The sequence below is a fragment of the Hyphomonas neptunium ATCC 15444 genome (genome assembly GCF_000013025.1).
Taxonomy (GTDB): domain Bacteria; phylum Pseudomonadota; class Alphaproteobacteria; order Caulobacterales; family Hyphomonadaceae; genus Hyphomonas; species Hyphomonas neptunia.
This window is the reverse complement of sequence record NC_008358.1, coordinates 1,448,278-1,465,573: the sequence shown is the minus strand read 5'-3', so window position 1 is coordinate 1,465,573 and position 17,296 is coordinate 1,448,278. Positions and strand designations below refer to the sequence as shown.

Genomic DNA, 17,296 nt, shown 5'->3' with positions numbered 1-17,296 from the left:
GCAGCGGGACGCTGACCGGAAAATTTACAGACCAGATACGCAGGTAGCGATTTTTAGTTGATCCCGAAGCTGGCCTGCGACACTTTGTCGGGCAAACTTGGCTTAACGGCAGACATCCAGGGGATTGCTGATGCCACATAAGCGTTTGTTGACGGGCCTCATGGCTGGCATCTTTGTGGCTGTTGCAGCGTTCGCAGAGCCGGCCACGCCGCCAGGTGACGAAGTGGAAGCTGTCAAGCTCGATTACGGCAATCGCCCGGACAAAGACGGGCAGTTTGCGTCAGTGGAGGCGACGGTAGGCGATACACCCGTCCGATACTATGCGCGCGGTACCAATGTGTCGGCGCCTTTCTCGGTGCAGGTGATTGCCGCCAGCCTGGAGCGCCCGCTGGAAGTGACGCTGCACCGCCAGAACTGGGGCAAGGTTGTCCACTCCGGATCGACCGGCCGAGCGGGCAGCTTCGTGTTCGAGGGCCGCGCGCATGGGGATGTGGGGGTTCAGCTCACCTCACCGGGCGGCGCGCCAGCCCGCGCCACCCTGGTGTTCTGGCAGGGCGCGCCCGCTGCGCCAAGCATGGCACGCGTCTACATTACGCCTGAGATGGCAGACGCTGGCATCAGTGCCACAAGCCAGGCGCGCGATAAGGCAGGCGGTCAGGGCCGAGGCGCATCTCCCGTCCTCTACGTCATCGCGGGCTTACTGGCGGTGATCGTGGTGTTCCTGGGCGTGATGATGCTGCGCCGGGGCAAGGGTGGGGCGGTCGCCGCAGTGCTGATCGGCGGCCTGATGATGGCGTCGATCCATGATCCGGCCCCCGCCTATGCGCAGGGCGAGGAGGCCCCGCCAGGCGGCGACGCCCCCAATCCGTTTGCTGTCGACAAGCCCCTGCCCGAGGTGCCCCGCGACAAGGACAAAGACGCCAGCGCCGGAAAGCCTGACCAGGCGCCCAACCCGTTTGACGTCGACAAGCCCCTCCCCGACGTGCCACGCGATAAGGACAAGGATGCCAGCGCTGGCAAACCTGAGGACAAGCCGGAGGACTCCCCGCCCAACCCCTTTGCGGGCGAGCCGACGAGCAGCTCGGGGCGGCCGATTGACCTCAAGCCGGAGGATTTCGACCCGAGCAACGCGCCGAAGGACGATGCGTCGTCCGAAGACGCAGGTTCTGAGGATATGGGCTCTGAAGACGCTGGCCCGGCGCCGGTGGATGAAGACTATGGTGATCGCCTCGCCGAAGCGGACCGGCGCATTGAGGACCTGAACCGCCAGGCCTCTGCCAACCGCGCGGAGATCGAACGCCTGCGCATGCTGCTGGAGTCCGACCGCGAGATGGAGCCGGACCCATCCAACCTGCCCCCGATGCCGCTCACCTGCCGGCCGCCCGCCGTGGACGGGGAGGATGACGAGGAGATGAGCTCGGCCTGGGACGATTACGACGCCTGCGAGGCCTGTTACCGGGAACCCTTCCGGGAGCTTGATGATCTCCTGCTGAATTATGAGCGCCTGCGGATCATCTATATGAGCACGGCCGATTTCGTCAGCACCGCCATCACCATGGGCGACACCGTGCCAAAGCCCCATCAGTTCGTTGAAATGTCGTGGGCGCAGCAGAAGGCCGACATCCAGAAAAGCTTCCAGGGCACCAAGGACGCCTACGATGCCAAACGGTCAGAGTTCAATGCGCAGATGACCGAAGTTCTCGACGAACTCGGCCGCTGCGAGGCCGAACACAACAACAATCCCATGTGGCGCTCCACCGAGGGCGAGATGTTCTACAGGACGATCAGGGCCAGTTATCAGAGGACGAACTGATGTCTCATGTGCAGACGCTGCTGGCCGCCGCCAGCCTTATCCTGCTGGCTGCCTGTGGCGGCAGCGAAACGGCGCCCGCCACTCCCGAAGCGCCTGAGGCGGCGCCGGCTGCCGATGCGGAAAACGAGGCGCAAGTGACGCCTGCCGCCGATCCGGGTTTCGTCCGCCCCGAAGGCCTGCCGGAAACGGCAATCCCGGTGACCGATCTGGATGGCTCGGTCTATTGGGTCGAGCCGCGCGGCGACGGGCGCGTGGCGCTCTACTCCTTCACCGATGATGGACAGGTGGGCGCCGCTGCGGGCACCTTCGCCCAGCTGCAGGAAGCTTATCCCACCCTCGATCTCAGCCCGCTGGCCGACCGGTTGGACCTCGCCGGGGAAGCCGCTGCGGACCAAGAAACAGGCTCTGGAGTGGACACCCTGCGCGCAGCGCAGGACGGGCTGGTGGCGGCCACGCCCGGCGCCCAGAAGGCCCTCGACCTTGCGCGCAATGGCCCGGTCCTGGAGCTGACCGGCCCGACCCTGCACCATCTTGTCGAAAGCATGGGTGGCTCGTTCACAATGACGAAGGAAGAGCTGACCGCCCTGCTGCAGGAACAGACGGACGGCCGCTTCACAGCGACCAATGCCGAGCTCAAAGCGTTGATCAGGGGAAGCGGCGAGGACGGCATCACGGCCGAGGACATAGGCCTGCTCCTGCCCAAGACCCGGGACGCGCCGCCGCCGAAGATCGACCGCGACGCGCCCGGCAAGGGCCGCGCGGGCGACGACTGCCCGGGCCTCATCTATGGCAGTGGCAAGCGCGAGATCTGCCTGCCGCTCGGCGCGCTTTCCTTTGCCGACAGGGTGGTGAGCTTCACGCCCGGCGAGAAGCCCTCCAAGCCACCCTTCGACTTTCCGGAGAACGCCCTTGGCGAGCCGAACTATCGCAACACCTACAGCGCCGACTTCATCTCGCTCGGCTGCAATGGCGAACTGATTACGCAGTTCACGGACAATATCCTGGTCGATGTCGACGGGGTGGATCTCTACATTTTCGAGATCGGGCCCGTGGTGGAGAAAACCCTGCTCGCCATTTCCTCTGACGGGGAAAGCTGGATTGAGGTGGGCGAGATCGAAGGCGCCCGGTCGGAGGTCGATATCGGGCCCTTCGTGAGCAAGGGCGACAAGTTTCCCTTTGTCCGGCTGACCAATGCCAGCGTTGCCTGCGGGGGCAATCATTCAGGCGCCGATATTGATGCCATCGCGGCCGTGGGCGCAGAAATCCGCCTGTCGCTCGACAGCGCCCTGCTGTTCGATGTCGGCAAGTATGAGATCAAGCCTGAGGCGGAAAGCGCCCTGGCAGAGCTTGCCGCGCAGCTGCAGACTTATGGCGCTGACATCCGCGTAACGGTCGAGGGTCATACGGACTCCACCGGCTCGGCGGCGTCCAACCAGACACTGTCTGAAAACCGCGCACGCTCCGTCTGGGACAATCTCTCGGGCAAGATTTCGCCTGTGCCGGAGGACGTGACGATCAGGGGCTATGGCGCAAGCCGTCCGGTGGCGGACAATGCGACCGAAGAAGGCCGCGCGGAAAACCGCCGCGTCGATATTCTCATCCTGCCCGGCAAGAAGGGTTATCTGACGGAGTGATCCCATGAAAGCGCTGAAAATCCTTCCCCTCCTCGCCCTTCTGGCGGCCGCCACAGCCTGCGGCGGCAGTGAACCGGCCGCGCCCGTGGAGGCGCCCCTCACGCCGGAGGCCGCCCCCGCTGCCGCCGAACCCGGGGAGCCCGCCGCGCCGGTGACGGCGGCAACGACAGGCTTCGACTGGAACAAATGGGCTGCGATTGTGAATGAAAACCCCTGCAACTGGCTGCCCGCGGAAGACCTTGCCGACCTGGGCATTACCGGTACGGGCGTGCTGGAAACAACACCCACGCAAACCCGGTGCCTCTGGAAAGACAGCGATGGCGGGCAGCTTTTCAGCGCCGGCATCCAGACCTGGGACAGCGCGGCCAACCTCGCCGCGGAGCGCCAGTCCCAGACCCGACTGGCCGCTGACATGGACGGCTTCAACCGTGTCGGCGAGGGCGCAGGCACGGTGACCGCCATTTACCGGTCCAGCCGTGGAAACCTCGTCATCTTTCCGAACTCAGACGATGAAACCGCGGCGATTGTCCTCAGCGCGCAGAAGACGATGCGCGACGATGAGGTCGCCAAAACCGTCAAGGATGAACGCGCCAGCGCCTTTGCCGGCAAACTCATCAGCAGCTACGGGCTTTGATCATGTTTCCGCGCCGCGAGCGGGCAAACCTGACGAAGAAAGTATCGGCTTAAGAGAACGTCTCCTTCCGGGATTTTGGAGACATCACCCCTGGATCTGCAGGCAATCGGCCATCGCCCTTCAGACCACGGCTCGGCCCCCCTAGCCGCCGCCAAACACCCCCGCCTCAAACGGATGCGCGATCTTCAAAAGCTCCGCCTGCCGATATTCCAGCGACCCGCCCATCCCGTATTCCGGCCGGTTATTCTTGTGCCCCATCAGTGCGCAGCGCAGGCCATAGTCGAGCCCGCCCTCGAGCATCCTGTCTTCGAAGGAATGCCGGAAGGAATATATGACGTGGTCCGATGTTGGCAGGAGCTTCCTCTGCCGGAACGCCTTTATAAGATTGGCCGACACCAGCGTGCTGCGGTCATAGTAATATGGAAACCCCTCCGGGCAGGCACGCATCGCGATCCCCGCGACGCCGACCAGCGGAATATCGCGCCGGGAATCGTCTGTCTTGAGCTCCCGGTTCTTCTCGGGCCGGATCGCGATGTGTGGGACCCTGGCACTCAGCCGGATATCTTCCGGACGCAGGTTCACAAGCTCGCTGAGGCGCGCGCCGGTTTCGATGAGGAGGTAGATGATGACCCGAAGCTCCAGCCGCAGACCCTCGAACAGGCCCGGTACGAGAATGCGGTGTCTCACCCAGTCATTGCTGAACGAGGCGCGCTTCATCTCTGTCTTGCCGCTGAAGTAAATGTCCCGGAACGGATTTTCCACATCGCTCACGCCGATATGCCTGAAGTAGCGCTCATAGAGCGAGCGGATGTTACCGATATGCCGGTTGGCTGTGTTGGGGGCGACCGGCGCCGAGCCGTCTGACTGCGGCTGCATCTTCTCCATCCACCAGTCCCGGTATTCCAGCGCTATTTCCCGGGTGATGTCGCTGAAAGGCACGTCGCCCATCTGCTGAATGAAGTAGGTGATCGACGTTCGCTTGGTCTTTTCCCAGGACCGGCGCTGGGCCGGCGACTTGTTGTACTGGTCATCAAACGCAATGCGTTTGACGTAGAGCTCGAGCGCTTCTGACACAATGATGCGGGAAGACGGATCCGGCGAGCCGCCAAGGAGCGCCTCGGCGTCCGCCCGGCTCGGGTGCCCGCCCCTGCCCGCCTGCGCCTCAAGCAGAGCGATACGCTCCATGAGTTCAGCGATGGCCCGGCTCTCCGCGAGCGGTTCGGCCGGGCTATAGCAAAACCCATAAGCCATGGCGCGGGCGACGGCCGCCTTGTAGCGGTGCTCGAGGGCGGCTCGAAGGGCCGGCCCTCTGCCGGCGGAGCTGCCCGCCTCAGCGGCGAGTGCCCTCCAGTACTGGTCATCGGCTTCGGCCAGATGGTCCCGGCGCAGGCGCGCGACTTCATGCGATCCGGTCTTCAGAGAGACCTTCACGAAGGCCCGGTTATCGAAATGGGAAAACGCGTTCGGAACGCGCCGCTGATAGTACCAGCGGCGACCGCGCCTCAGGAGGAACCGATCCGGGTCGCGACGTTCAGCCATCCACCCTTCGTATCCTACTGCACTCCTTATTTCTACCCCTAATTGCTGACCGGCACCTTATCGGTGCCCTCGGCCGGCACGCCGGAAAGTAATCTCTGCCTCGCCGGGCAGGAACGCGCTAACGCTCATTCCATTGGCACAGACCGGCAGCCTCATCTGCGTGCCGTGTCAAAGCGGTTGCCGGAAACGTCTTCCAGGCGGACGCCGGCGGCCCTCGCGGCGGCGAGCGCCTTTCCCAGCTGGGCGGTTGGCTTGCCAGCTTCCAGGTCCACGATGAAGCGCTCTCCGGCATTGATCGCCAGGGCGAGCTCGCGCTGGGTAATTCCCAGTGCCTTGCGGGCGCGGGCAACCATCTGGCCGAATTCTGAGGCGTTGTTGATCATATGAAATCTTCCCGATCGGGAAGATAGCAGACCAGAAGGGTTGAAACACTCCTAAATCTTCCCGACCGGGAAGATCAAAGACCCGGACATCAAGGTCGGCAAACGAGTTCGGGACAGCACAGGAGACACCAGTCAGAATGCCCAGGCGCACATATCCGTTTCTCTCCCCGCTTGATGCTCCCACCCTCAGGGCGGTCCTGTGCTGTTGACAGCTGGCACGTGACAAGCGGGGCGCGCAGTGGCCGTAACGCCCTCCGAAGTGCATGTATTTTTAATAAGAAAACTTACATTATTACCTTCCTGGACCGAATATAAGAGGTGAAGGCGCGGAGTGATGACGGCACTGACAGATCTGACGAAACACCTGCGGCCAGGCGAGGTATATCGGCGCCGGGAGCTTGCGCGCTGGTCGACGGCTGTCGACCGCCACCTCCAGCGCCTTCTGGCGGAGGGTCGGCTTGAGAAGGTCGGGGCCGGGCTTTACATGGCGCCGCGCAAAACCCGTTTTGGCCTGGCGCCAGCCGATCCGCAAAAGCTGGTGGAAGCTTTTCTGGGAGACGACCGTTTTCTGATCGTGTCACCCAACGCCTATAACAGTCTCGGACTGGGCACGACGCAGCTCTGCAATGAGCCGGTCGTCTACAACCACAAACGGCATGGCCGGTTCGAACTGGACGGGCGCTGGTATGATTTCCGGATGCGTGCCTGCGTGCCCGCAAAGCTGAGCGCGGAAGTCCTGCTGGTCGATCTGCTTCACAATCTCGATCGTCTGCCGGAAGATCAATCGTCTGTTCTCCCCAAAGCGCTGACGCGGGCGCGCGGGATGAACCGAAAACGGCTGGCAAAGGCGGTCAGGGAGTTTGGCTCTGCGCGGGCGCAGCGACTGCTGGAGCCTGTTCTGGAAGCGCCCCTTGCGGCGGCGGCGTAAGGCTGCTGCACACACGCTTCGGGATTTTCCGGATATTCTCGCCGTCGCATGACGCAATGAAAGGATCGATCCTGCGCCTGTCGAAAAGACTATTGGATCACGCTCATCCGTCCGGCGATCCGGTGGCTTGAAAAGCAGTCACGAGCGCCGACGATGGAGGCGGGCAAAACGGGTTCGAAATACATCCTCGATAGTATCAACGTTTACCCTGCTTCACGCGAAGTCAGTCAGAATCGCTTTCCGTGTCGGGCGATTGCATCCTGACCGATCAGGAAGTTGTCGGGCCGGGAAAAATGCCTCCGTACGGGCCGTCAGCCAGCCCTCTTTGTATCCCACTTTGTACCCAATTTGTATCCCAGTTTTGGGCGACAGGGGAAATCGAACCCGGAAAATCGCCCTAAGACCTTGATTTTATTGGAGTTCATTTCGTAAGAAATGGCGCGAGTGACGGGGCTCGAACCCGCGACCTCCGGCGTGACAGGCCGGCACTCTAACCGACTGAGCTACACCCGCGCATTTTTTGCCGCCCCCTTCGGAAGCGAAGCGCCTCTCTAATCAAGCGCGGCGGGCGGGTCAAGCACACTTCTTCAGGCAATTCACAAGCCTGTGTTGTGCCCCGCCCTGAACCGGTTTCCACCCTTTTGTGCCCCCTTTGCCATTCACACGACACATTCCGGACCCATCTGGTAATAAACTTGGAAAAAGCCGGGATTCGACCCCATGAATATCAAACGCGCAGGCCTGATCGCTGGCGGTATTGTTGCCCTTCTGCTCGTAGGACTGGTGACGGTTCCCTTCCTCGTTCCGAAGGAAGTTTACAGAGCCCAGATCGAACGTGCAGCGACGCAGGCATTGCAGCGCCAGATCACGCTGACAGGCGATGTCAAAATTTCGATATTCCCCAGCATTGCCGCCAGCGTGGGCGGGGTAACCGTGGCCAATCCCGAAGGGTTCGACGGGCCGTACATGGTGGAAGCGGGCGAACTGCGCGGGTCTGTCCGGCTCATGCCCCTGCTCTCGCGGCGGGTTGAGGTGAAGGAACTGGCCTTCGTGGATGCGAGGGTATCCCTTCAGAAACTCGCCAATGGGCAAACGAACTGGGTGTTCACCCCTGCAGAACCTACTCAGCCCGCGCCGACCCGGCCGGCGGGCGAGCAGAAGGGGTTCAATGGTGGGGTGGAGCAGGCCCGGCTGGAGAATGCGTCGCTGACATACCGCGATGGCGAGACGGGCGAGTATTACGAACTGCGCGATCTCGACCTGCTGGCGTCGATGGCCTCGACCGATGAACCGTTTCGCCTGAAGGCAAAGGGTTTTTTCCAGGCGCATGCCTTCGAGATCAATTCCACGGTCGATACAATCGACGCGCTGACCAAGGAACTGCCAGCCGACATCAAGGCCGATCTGGATACGACATTTGGCAAAGTTCACTATGCAGGCTCGGTCAAACTCGGGACAATTCCGGTCATTTCCGGACAGTTCAGGGCATCTTCGGACTCTCTGCCGCAATTGGCAGCCCTTACCGGGGCAGATGTTCCTTTCGACCTTTCCAAGCTCGGCAAGATCAATCTTGAGGGCAGCCTCGAAGGACCAGCGAACGCGCTTCGGGTCGACATCGAAAAGCTGACCCAGACCTCCGACCTCGCCAGAACGAGTTTTGCCGGACAATTGAACCTCTCCGAGACCCCCACGATCTCCGGCGAGCTGAGCCTGGACGCGCCGAGCCTGGCGGACCTCGTCCGCTTTGCCGATATCGAGATGCCGGTAAATCTCACGCCGCTGGGCGGAGCTGACATCAAGGGCACCATCAGCGGCGCGCTGATGCAGCCCGACCTCACCTTCGAGAAGCTGGGCGTCAAAGGCGAGCTGATCAACGCCAACTATGCCGGCACGATCCAGCTTGGCGAAGTGCCATCGCTGAAGGGCGCCCTTGAGTTGCGCTCACCCGATGCAGGGGAACTGGCACGGCAGCTGGAGTTTGACCTTCCCGCCTCAGGCGCGCTGGGTAAGGTGGACCTCACTTCGGCGATCAGTGGCCCCGTTGATGCGCTTGTTCTTTCGGGATTGGAGTTCAACCAGGAAAGCGAGCTGCTGACAGCCTCCTACACCGGAGACGTCGGCCTTGGCGGCGAAGGCAGCCTCAAAGGCCAGCTCTCGGCCGCCAGCACGCGCCTGCGCGATCTGCTTGCTGCGGCAGAGGTGGAGATGGCGCCGGGCAGCACGCTTCAGAGCTTCAGCGCCAAGGGCCAGGCCAGCGGGACGTTCACGAAAATCTCGCTGTCGGCGCTTGATCTGAAACTCGACAACATCACGGCCAAAGGCACCGCGGGCATTGACCTGACAGGCGAGCGCCCGCGCCTGACCGGCAATCTGGATATGGGCGCGCTGGACCTTTCCCCGTTCCTCGCCCCTGCCGACCAGAAGCCGCAGGAGCCCCAGCCCCTGGAAGCCTGGAGCAAGGACAAGCTCGACCTTGCCGGCCTCCAGGCGGCTGACGCCGACCTTACGATCAAGACCAGCAAGCTGACCCTGGGCAGCGTGGAGCTGACCGATGCGGCGATGTCCACCAAGCTGAATGCCGGCAAGCTGACGACGGACCTTTCCCAGTTCAAAGCCTTTGGCGGCAACTGGAAAGGCCAGATGGTGGTTGACGCGGCCAGCCAGGTGCCGGCCGTGAACCTCGCGATGGAGGGCAACAGCGTTGCCATTTCGAGCCTTCTGGGCACGTTGGCGGGCTTCGACAAACTCACAGGCACCGGCGCGTTCCAGGTGAACGCGTCTTCTCGCGGCACGTCGATTGACGAGATCATGCGCGGCCTTGATGGCGAGCTCTCGACCAATCTCAATGAGGGCGCCCTGAAGGGCCTCAACGTCACCCAACTGGTGCGCAGCGCGCAGTCGCTGCAACAGGCGGTCACAACCGGGAACCTGAATAATCTGGACTTCCGCAGTGTCCTTTCGCCGGCCGCTGAAACCGAGTTCACCACATTCAACACGGTGCTCAGTATGCAGAACGGTGTTGCGACCGTCGACATCCTGAAGCTGCTGAGTCCGGTGCTGGGCATTGATGGCAGCGGCAAGATCGATCTGGGCGGACAGTCCCTCGATATTCGCCTCGCAACGGCCATCGACAAGAGTGGTCAGGGCCAGGGGTCGGTGGTTCAGCTCAACGGTATTCCGGTGCCTGTGCGTCTTTCCGGCAGCTGGAACGCCCTGAAGGTAACGCCCGATTTCTCCGGCGTACAATCTGCGTTGCAGGCAGAACTGACCGGGCGCCTTCAGCAGGAGCTGAATGATCGGGCGGGCGGCGCCGCGGGCGCGATCATTGGCAATATCATTGGCGGCAAACCTCAGACGACCCCACCTGCGACTCCGGCGGCGCCCACTGGCACCCCCACGGATACGGGTACACCAGCAGCCCAGCCGGAGACCCCCGCCCCCTCCGCCGAGGAGCAGCTGGAAGAAGCCGCAGAGAAGGCGGCGCGTGATGCGCTGGGCAATCTGTTCGGCCGGCGCAGCGCGCCAAAGCCTGCCGAGGAAACGCCAGACGACGGCGCAGAATAAGCGCCCTTCCGTCTTTCATTTCGGATGTTGAGGGATCAGCTGGCGCGGCTCTGCGCGCCGGCCTCGAGGATTTGAAGGGGCGGGGCAACCGACGCCTTCTGGAGTTGAACAAGGTGGCCCAGCTGTTCCAGCGGATGGGCATGGCTGAAGAAGTAGCCCTGCAACTCCTCGCATCCCAGCTTGCTGAGATATTCGGCTTGCAGGCTGGTCTCCACACCTTCTGCCGTACACTGCATTCCCAGCGACCGGGCAAGGCTGACCATGGATTTCGTGATGGCCTGGCTGTCGGCGCGTGTTTCGATGTCGCTGACAAAAGTGCGGTCGATCTTGATCCGGTCGAACGGGAAAGAGCGCAGATGGTTGAGCGAGGAGAAGCCCGTTCCGAAATCATCCAGCGCAATCCGCACGCCGAGCGAGCGCAGCTGATGCAGGCGGCGGAGCGTGAATTCGGTATTGCTCATCAACGCTGTTTCGGTGATTTCCAGCTCCAGGCGGCTGGGGTCCATATTGCTTGCGGCGATGGCATTGACGATGGTTGAGGCCAGCGAAGCGGAATGGACCTGCAATGGCGATATGTTCACGCAGATACGCACATGCTCGGGCAGACGGGTCGCCTCGGCGAGGGCCGCGCGGATGACCCATTCTCCCATGCGCGTGATGAGGCCGTTTTCTTCCGCGTGCTCGATGAACTCGCCGGGATAGACGAGGCCGCGTTCGGGATGCTGCCAGCGCAGGAGTGTTTCGCAAGCGACGGTCTTGTGGGTCGTGGCATCGACGATTGGCTGGAAATGTATGCGCAGTTCATTGCGGTCAATGGCGCGCTGAAGCTCCTCCTGAATGTCGAGGCGGGCCTGGGCGCGTTGCTCCAGCTCATCGTCAAACATGCACCATTTGGCTTTGCCCAGATGCTTGGCCTGATAGAGCGCGAGGTCTGCCTGACGGAACATTGTGCGGCTGTCATGGATCGCAGGATCGAACAGACGCACGCCGATGGACGCTGAAGAGTTCGCGGTTGATCCCCACACATCGTAAAGCTCGCTCATCTCGGAGGCGAACTGGTCCAGGAAGCCATGCAGGTCATGCACATTGCGCCGCTCCACCACCATGGCAAATTCATCGCCGCCAAGCCGGGCGACAAAATCACCGGGTTCCGACAGGGCCCGGATGCGCGCCGCCACCTGGCGGAGGAGCTCATCGCCGGCAGGGTGACCGAGCGTATCATTGACCCATTTAAAGCTGTCGAGGTCCATCATCAGCAAGGCGCGGCAGGCCGGCGGCGGCGGCTGACGGCGTAGCAGACTCTCCAGGCGCTCCTGCATCGTGATGCGGTTGGGCAGGCCGGTGAGGCCGTCATAATGGGCCATATGCGCGATGCGGTCTTCGATCTTCTTGGACTGGGTCACATCCGAGGCGACCCCGCGAAAGCCGAAGAACTGTCCGCGCTCAATCACTGGTTTGCCGGTGACCGACCACCAGTGCATCTCTCCATTTCCGTCCTTGATCGGCACGACCTGATCGCGGAAGGGAACCTGTCCCTCCAGCGCAGCCTGCAGCGCGTCGCGCGCTTCGCCGGGATGGAAGATGCTGGTCAATGGCGCGCCGCGGCGCAGCACTTCATTCGCGCTCCAGAGCGAGTCGGTGGCTTCGGCCACAATCGGGAGTTCCTGCAATACGCCCGCTTCATCCGTCTGCCAGAGCGAATCCGATGTGCTCTCTTCAAAGTCGCGCAGCAGGAGACCGATCAGCTCGGATTGTTCCTGAATGGCGGCGCGGCCAAGATATTGTTCGACGAACTGGCGGTGGGTCCAGGCCACGGCGACCAGCAGCACCATGAGATAATAGACCATCAGGATGGAGAGGATCGAATATTTCGGGCCGGTCTGGAGCATCAGGGCTGTCGCGAGCCCCAGGCCCGACGGAACGATGTAATAGATGGCCGCAATCGGGATACGCGAGAGCAGGAAACCGCCGGCGAACATCATGCCCGCCGAGATGATACCCATGACCATGTGGCCCTGCACATCGGCGGTGCCCAGCACAACGATCGGCGCGAGCCCCCAGAGCAGTCCATTGCAGATGGCGACGCGGGTGAAGTCTGCGATGGCGCGGCGGTTGCTGCGGCGCTGAGGGTTTATGCGCAGAAAGCTGCGGTATTTGAACCAGGCGCCGATATTGATGATCAGACCACAGACGGACCACGCATAAAGAAAATGCGTCTGGCCGTAATTCAGGAAGATGGCGAGAATCGCGATGATGTTGAGCACGTTCGAGAGGATGATCACGTTCGTGATCCGGCTCATCGAATTCATCTGCTGAGCGCGCAGGCCAGGGATGTGCTTTTCCGGCACCTCCACGCCCTGCATGAGCATCCTCAACGACCAAAGCGTCGCCGAGCCATCCTGACGATACGGCATGCCACCCATCTCCTGCACGCTTTTACACGCTTACAGCGCCCCGCGTTTCTACTGAGAATAGTTATCATGAGCGGGTTAGGCACATGCGACCAAGATCGGTGCAATTTCATCGACCTGCCTGTGGAAATGCGATTGTTACAGGGTTTTCAGACGGAGACCGTCGAGAAACTTTTCCGCTTCAGCGCGTATGGCGGCCCTCTCTGAAGGCTGCATCCTGTCGAGGGACTTGCAGATCATGGCCATCCGGGGGTTGTTTTTAAAGCGCTCTTGATGCCGATCAATGAAATCCCAATAAAGGAAGTTAAACGGGCATGCTTTTGCGCCGGTGCGCTGTTTCACGTCGTAGGAACAGCTCTCGCAATAGTCCGACATCCTGGAAATGTAGTTGCCGCTGGCGGCGTAGGGCTTGGACGCCATCAGCCCGCCATCGGCATGCAGCGCCATGCCGTGGGTGTTGGGCAGCTCTACCCATTCATAGGCGTCAGCATAGACCAGCAGATACCATTCATTGACCTGCGCCGGGGAAAGCCCGGCCAAGAGCGCGAAGTTGCCGGTGATCATCAGGCGCTGGATGTGATGGGCGTAGGCATGGCGTCTGGTCTGGCCAATGGCCTCGGCCATGCAGCGCATGTCTGTCTCGCCGGTCCAGTAGAAGTCCGGGAGCGGACGATGAGCGTTCAGCGTATTGAGCTCTGCATAGGCGGGCATCTTCAGCCAGTAGATGCCGCGTACATATTCCCGCCAGCCGATGATCTGACGGATGAAACCCTCCACCGCATTGAGCGGCGCCCTGCCCGCTTTCCATTCGGCTTCGGCGCGGCGGCAGACGTCCAGCGGGTCCAGCAGGCCGCAATTGATGTAGACCGAAAGCAGCGAGTGCCACATCCAGGGCTCGCCCCTGGCCATGGCGTCCTGCCAGTCCCCAAAGCCGGGGAGGATTTCCGAGAGGAAGTGATCGCGCGCCTCTTCAGCGCCCGCGCGGGTGGTGGCGAAGACCCAGGGGTCGAGATCGCCGAAATTATCCGGGAAGCGTTCGGCAACGAGGGCGATGACGTCCTGTGTCAGCGCGTCGGGCTTGGGCAGGAAACGCTGCGGGGTGGTCATGGATTTGGGCAGGCGTTTGCGATTTTCGCTGTCGTAGTTCCACTGGCCACCTTCGGGCTGGTCGCCGTCCATGAGGAGGCCGGTCTGGCGGCGGACGTCCCGGTAGAAGTATTCCATGCGCAGCTGTTTGCGGCCCTCGGCCCAGGCATTGAACGCCTTTAGGGGTACGATGAAGCGGGTGTCTTCGCGCAGATCTACGGGTACGGGAAGGATGTCCGCCCATAGCTCCATGTCCTGAAGGAGGCGCCACTCGCCGGGCTTGGTGGCGATGACTTGCGTGAGGCTTGGATGGTCTTCGAGTGCGCGAGCCGTTTCGGCGCGCAGGGAGCCCTGGTTGAGAGGATCGTCGAGCGCTGCGTAGCGGACGGTGTAGCCGGCCGATTTCAGCTCCTGCGCGAAGTGGCGCATGGCGGCGAAGAGGAAGGCGATCTTCTTCTTGTGGTGGGGGACGTAGGTTGCCTCCTCCATCACCTCAGCGATAAGGATAACGTCGTCCTTCTTTGATGCGTCACGAAGGGAGGAGATGTCCGGCGACAGCTGGTCGCCGAGCACAAGTCTGAGTTTCCCCACCGCCAACGCCCTGTTTTATCAATACATCTGGTCGAGGACGTATTCGATTTCCTGGCCGCGGGCCTCAAAGGCGAGTTTTACCCAACGGCCCTGGTCATCATACCAGACGTCCACGTCGATGTCGGAATCCATGAGATAGCGATTGGCTTCGATGGATTGGCCGCCGGCCTGGATGGTTTCGCGGCCCTGGGGTTTGACGGTGACTTTGAGGATTTCGCCGTCTTCGGTGGAGAGAAGCTCGGAGACCTTTGTCTGGGCGTAATTCCAATGGCTGGCGGGGATGATTTCAGCGGGAGCTTCCCCTGTAAAAACAGTGCCTTGGACGTCAAGCGCGGCGCCATCGAGGGTGGCTTTCATCGAGTGCTTCTTGCCATCATCATTGACCTGGCCGGCAACCGCGACGAGTTCGCCGGCGCGCCAGGTTTCGCTGGCGGAAAGGTCGTACCGGAAGACGGTGATCGGGCCGAGGCCCGCTTTCAGCCCAACTTTTGTCTTTGCGATCAGGGCGTTATCGGGGCCGGCTTCAAACACAACGGTGTGGGAGCCGAATTCGTTGCCCTTGCGCAGAACATTGAAACGGATCTCGTCGCCGGCTTTGGGTTTCCACGCGTTTTCGAGGCCAGAAGCGGTCGGAACAGCTGCATCGTCGGCCAGGGCAGTGCCACCCAGCGACATAAGCAGGACAATCTGGGACACTATGAGACGCTTAAAGGTCATGTCAGTTGATCCTTCCGGTATATGAACCATTTGTACGGCGCGGCCGGCCCGGTGGATCAGTTTGGAGGTGCTGACCGATTGAACCTGCCCGCGCGGGCGCGTAGCCTGAGACAAACGCACAACACCAGAATCGAGTTCCCTTATGACCATTCACAGGTCCGTTATCGACCTCATCGGCAATACGCCGCTGCTCCGGCTCAATCGTGTGTCAGATGAGACCGGATGCGAGATCCTGGGCAAGTGCGAGTTTCTCAATCCCGGCCAGTCGGTGAAGGATCGCCCGGCGCTGGGCATCATCCGTGAGGCCGAAGAGTCCGGCGCGCTGAAGCCCGGCGGCACCATCGTGGAAGGCACCGCCGGCAATACCGGCATTGGCCTGGCGCTGGTCGGCAAGGCGCTGGGTTACCGGGTGGTGATCGTCATGCCGCGCACACAGAGCCAGGAGAAGAAGGACGCGATCCGCCTTCTGGGCGCTGAGCTGATCGAGGTGGACGCGGTGCCCTACGCCAACCCCAACAACTATGTGCGCTATTCCGGGCGCCTGGCCGAGGAGCTGGCCGCGAGCGAGCCCAATGGCGCGATCTGGGCAAACCAGTTCGACAACCAGGCCAACCGCCGCGCGCACTACAACACCACCGCGAAGGAAATCTGGGAGCAGACGAGCGGCAAGGTGGACGGGTTCATCTGCGCGGTGGGCTCCGGCGGCACGCTGGGCGGGGTGGCGCTGGGCCTGAAGGAGCGCAACCCGAAGATCACCATCGGCCTGGCCGACCCCGGCGGCGCGGCGCTCTATTCCTATTACACGACCGGTGAGCTGAAAGCCGAAGGCACTTCGATCACCGAGGGCATTGGCCAGGGGCGCATTACGGCAAACCTGGAAGGCATTCCGGTCGACAAGGCGTGGCGCATCAATGATGATGAGGCGCTGGGCTATATCTTCGGCCTGGTCGAGGATGAGGGGCTGTGCCTTGGCGGATCATCGGGCGTGAATGTGGCGGGGGCTGTGCATCTCGCCCGTGAGCTGGGGCCGGGGCACACGATCGTCACGATCCTCTGTGACTACGGCAACCGGTATCAGACGAAATTGTTCAACCCGGAATTCCTGCGCTCCAAAGGCCTGCCGGTTCCGTCCTGGATGGAGGCGAAATAATGAGCGAGAGCGGCGACCCGCTGGTCAGTGCAGACTGGCTGATGGCGAATATCAGCGCGCCGGATGTGCGCATTGTGGACGCGACCTGGTTTGCGCCCTGGACCGACCCGCCCGAAACGGCACATGACCTGTGGAAACGCGGGCATATTCCGAAGGCGGTCTATTTCGACATCGACGATATTGCCGATCTCAATTCCCCCTACCCGCACATGCTACCGGATGCCGTGAAGTTTTCCTCACGCGTGCGCAAGCTGGGCCTGGGCGATGGAAGCCGGATTGTTGTGTATGACCAGAACCGGTTTTTCGCCTCGGCGCGCGCCTGGTGGATGCTGCGCGTGATGGGGCACAAGGATGTGCATGTGCTCGATGGCGGACTGCATGCCTGGGTGACCGAAGGCGGCGCGCTGGACGATCTGCCGACACCGCCCGGCGAGCGCCACTTCACCCCGCGCGTGCGCAGCGACCTGATCATGGACGCGCGCGGCATGGAACAGCTGGTGGGCTCTGCGCGTGTACGGATCATAGATGCCCGGCCCGATGGACGCTTCTTTGGCCGCGATCCCGAGCCACGCCCCGGCATGCCTTCCGGACACATTCCCGGAAGCATCAATGTGCCGGGTAACCTGCTGGTGACCGAGGACGGGCGGATGAAATCTGCCAGCGAACTGGCCCGGCTGATCCCCGAGCCCGCAAAACCCACCGTTGCCACCTGCGGCTCTGGTGTAACCGCGGCCATCACGGCGCTGGCGCTGGCGCGCCTCGGAAACTGGGACGTCGCCGTTTATGACGGCTCGTGGACCGAATGGGTGTCTGACCCCGCCCGGCCAATCGCGAAAGGCTGAAGCG

12 protein-coding genes and 1 tRNA gene are annotated in these 17,296 nt (G+C 62.2%); 7 read left to right on the top strand and 6 right to left on the bottom strand.

Annotation, left to right across the window (positions count from 1 at the left end; all coding sequences use genetic code 11):
• Positions 1-130: 130 nt before the first annotated feature.
• The 3 genes from HNE_RS07105 to HNE_RS07095 are packed head-to-tail and all read left to right on the top strand — an operon-like array spanning position 131 to position 4,081.
• The gene (locus HNE_RS07105) at positions 131-1,813 is read left to right on the top strand and encodes a hypothetical protein (protein ID WP_011646449.1); all 1,683 of its coding nucleotides are present in this window, start codon (positions 131-133) and stop codon (positions 1,811-1,813) included.
• Positions 1,813-3,447, top strand: a complete 1,635-nt coding sequence (locus tag HNE_RS07100) for an OmpA family protein (protein ID WP_011646448.1) — start codon at positions 1,813-1,815, stop codon at positions 3,445-3,447. The genes HNE_RS07105 and HNE_RS07100 overlap by 1 nt, the downstream gene beginning before the upstream one ends.
• A 4-nt stretch (positions 3,448-3,451) precedes the next feature.
• Entirely contained in the window at positions 3,452-4,081 is a 630-nt protein-coding gene (locus tag HNE_RS07095) for a DUF3558 family protein (protein ID WP_011646447.1), read from the top strand.
• Between the two features lie 141 nt (positions 4,082-4,222).
• On the opposite strand, the gene HNE_RS07090 is transcribed toward HNE_RS07095, so the two are convergent.
• Positions 4,223-5,620, bottom strand: coding sequence for a DUF6538 domain-containing protein (locus HNE_RS07090; RefSeq protein ID WP_035591654.1), 1,398 nt, complete (start codon positions 5,618-5,620; stop codon positions 4,223-4,225).
• A 152-nt stretch (positions 5,621-5,772) separates the two neighbouring features.
• On the bottom strand, positions 5,773-6,003 hold the full coding sequence (locus HNE_RS07085; RefSeq protein WP_011646444.1) for a helix-turn-helix domain-containing protein: 231 nt from the start codon (positions 6,001-6,003) through the stop codon (positions 5,773-5,775).
• Between the two features lie 334 nt (positions 6,004-6,337).
• Here HNE_RS07085 and HNE_RS07080 point away from each other — a divergent pair, with 334 nt between their 5' ends.
• Positions 6,338-6,931: a hypothetical protein gene (locus tag HNE_RS07080; RefSeq protein ID WP_011646443.1), complete on the top strand. Its 594-nt coding sequence runs from the start codon at positions 6,338-6,340 to the stop codon at positions 6,929-6,931.
• Positions 6,932-7,367: 436 nt separating this feature from the next.
• On the opposite strand, the gene HNE_RS07075 is transcribed toward HNE_RS07080, so the two are convergent.
• Positions 7,368-7,444, bottom strand: a tRNA-Asp gene (locus HNE_RS07075).
• 207 nt (positions 7,445-7,651) lie between these two features.
• Between HNE_RS07075 and HNE_RS07070 the strand changes: the two genes are divergently transcribed.
• Positions 7,652-10,495: an AsmA family protein gene (locus HNE_RS07070; protein WP_011646441.1), complete on the top strand. Its 2,844-nt coding sequence runs from the start codon at positions 7,652-7,654 to the stop codon at positions 10,493-10,495.
• Positions 10,496-10,530: 35 nt separating this feature from the next.
• Here the strand turns inward: HNE_RS07070 and HNE_RS17895 are convergent, their stop codons facing one another.
• From HNE_RS17895 to HNE_RS07055, 3 genes are all read right to left on the bottom strand, one after another.
• Entirely contained in the window at positions 10,531-12,909 is a 2,379-nt protein-coding gene (locus HNE_RS17895; RefSeq protein WP_011646440.1) for a putative bifunctional diguanylate cyclase/phosphodiesterase, read from the bottom strand.
• Between the two features lie 135 nt (positions 12,910-13,044).
• On the bottom strand, positions 13,045-14,583 hold the full coding sequence (locus tag HNE_RS07060) for a cryptochrome/photolyase family protein (RefSeq protein ID WP_011646439.1): 1,539 nt from the start codon (positions 14,581-14,583) through the stop codon (positions 13,045-13,047).
• Positions 14,584-14,601: 18 nt separating this feature from the next.
• Positions 14,602-15,300: a DUF6134 family protein gene (locus HNE_RS07055; RefSeq protein WP_148205835.1), complete on the bottom strand. Its 699-nt coding sequence runs from the start codon at positions 15,298-15,300 to the stop codon at positions 14,602-14,604.
• Positions 15,301-15,442: 142 nt separating this feature from the next.
• Between HNE_RS07055 and HNE_RS07050 the strand changes: the two genes are divergently transcribed.
• Both HNE_RS07050 and HNE_RS07045 read left to right on the top strand, forming a co-directional pair.
• Complete coding sequence (locus HNE_RS07050) at positions 15,443-16,450, top strand: cysteine synthase A (RefSeq protein ID WP_011646437.1); 1,008 nt, start codon at positions 15,443-15,445, stop codon at positions 16,448-16,450.
• Positions 16,450-17,292: a sulfurtransferase gene (locus HNE_RS07045; RefSeq protein ID WP_011646436.1), complete on the top strand. Its 843-nt coding sequence runs from the start codon at positions 16,450-16,452 to the stop codon at positions 17,290-17,292. Before HNE_RS07050 ends, HNE_RS07045 begins: the two co-directional genes overlap by 1 nt.
• Positions 17,293-17,296: the final 4 nt, after the last annotated feature.

Excerpts from the sequence above, each read along its gene's own strand:
- HNE_RS07105 (WP_011646449.1), top strand. The coding sequence starts at position 131 with ATGCCACATAAGCGTTTGTTGACGGGCCTCATGGCTGGCATCTTTGTG.
- HNE_RS07100 (WP_011646448.1), top strand. The coding sequence starts at position 1,813 with ATGTCTCATGTGCAGACGCTGCTGGCCGCCGCCAGCCTTATCCTGCTG.
- HNE_RS07095 (WP_011646447.1), top strand. The coding sequence starts at position 3,452 with ATGAAAGCGCTGAAAATCCTTCCCCTCCTCGCCCTTCTGGCGGCCGCC.
- HNE_RS07090 (WP_035591654.1), bottom strand. The coding sequence starts at position 5,620 with ATGGCTGAACGTCGCGACCCGGATCGGTTCCTCCTGAGGCGCGGTCGC.
- HNE_RS07085 (WP_011646444.1), bottom strand. The coding sequence starts at position 6,003 with ATGATCAACAACGCCTCAGAATTCGGCCAGATGGTTGCCCGCGCCCGC.
- HNE_RS07080 (WP_011646443.1), top strand. The coding sequence starts at position 6,338 with ATGACGGCACTGACAGATCTGACGAAACACCTGCGGCCAGGCGAGGTA.
- HNE_RS07070 (WP_011646441.1), top strand. The coding sequence starts at position 7,652 with ATGAATATCAAACGCGCAGGCCTGATCGCTGGCGGTATTGTTGCCCTT.
- HNE_RS17895 (WP_011646440.1), bottom strand. The coding sequence starts at position 12,909 with ATGCCGTATCGTCAGGATGGCTCGGCGACGCTTTGGTCGTTGAGGATG.
- HNE_RS07055 (WP_148205835.1), bottom strand. The coding sequence starts at position 15,300 with ATGACCTTTAAGCGTCTCATAGTGTCCCAGATTGTCCTGCTTATGTCG.
- HNE_RS07050 (WP_011646437.1), top strand. The coding sequence starts at position 15,443 with ATGACCATTCACAGGTCCGTTATCGACCTCATCGGCAATACGCCGCTG.
- HNE_RS07045 (WP_011646436.1), top strand. The coding sequence starts at position 16,450 with ATGAGCGAGAGCGGCGACCCGCTGGTCAGTGCAGACTGGCTGATGGCG.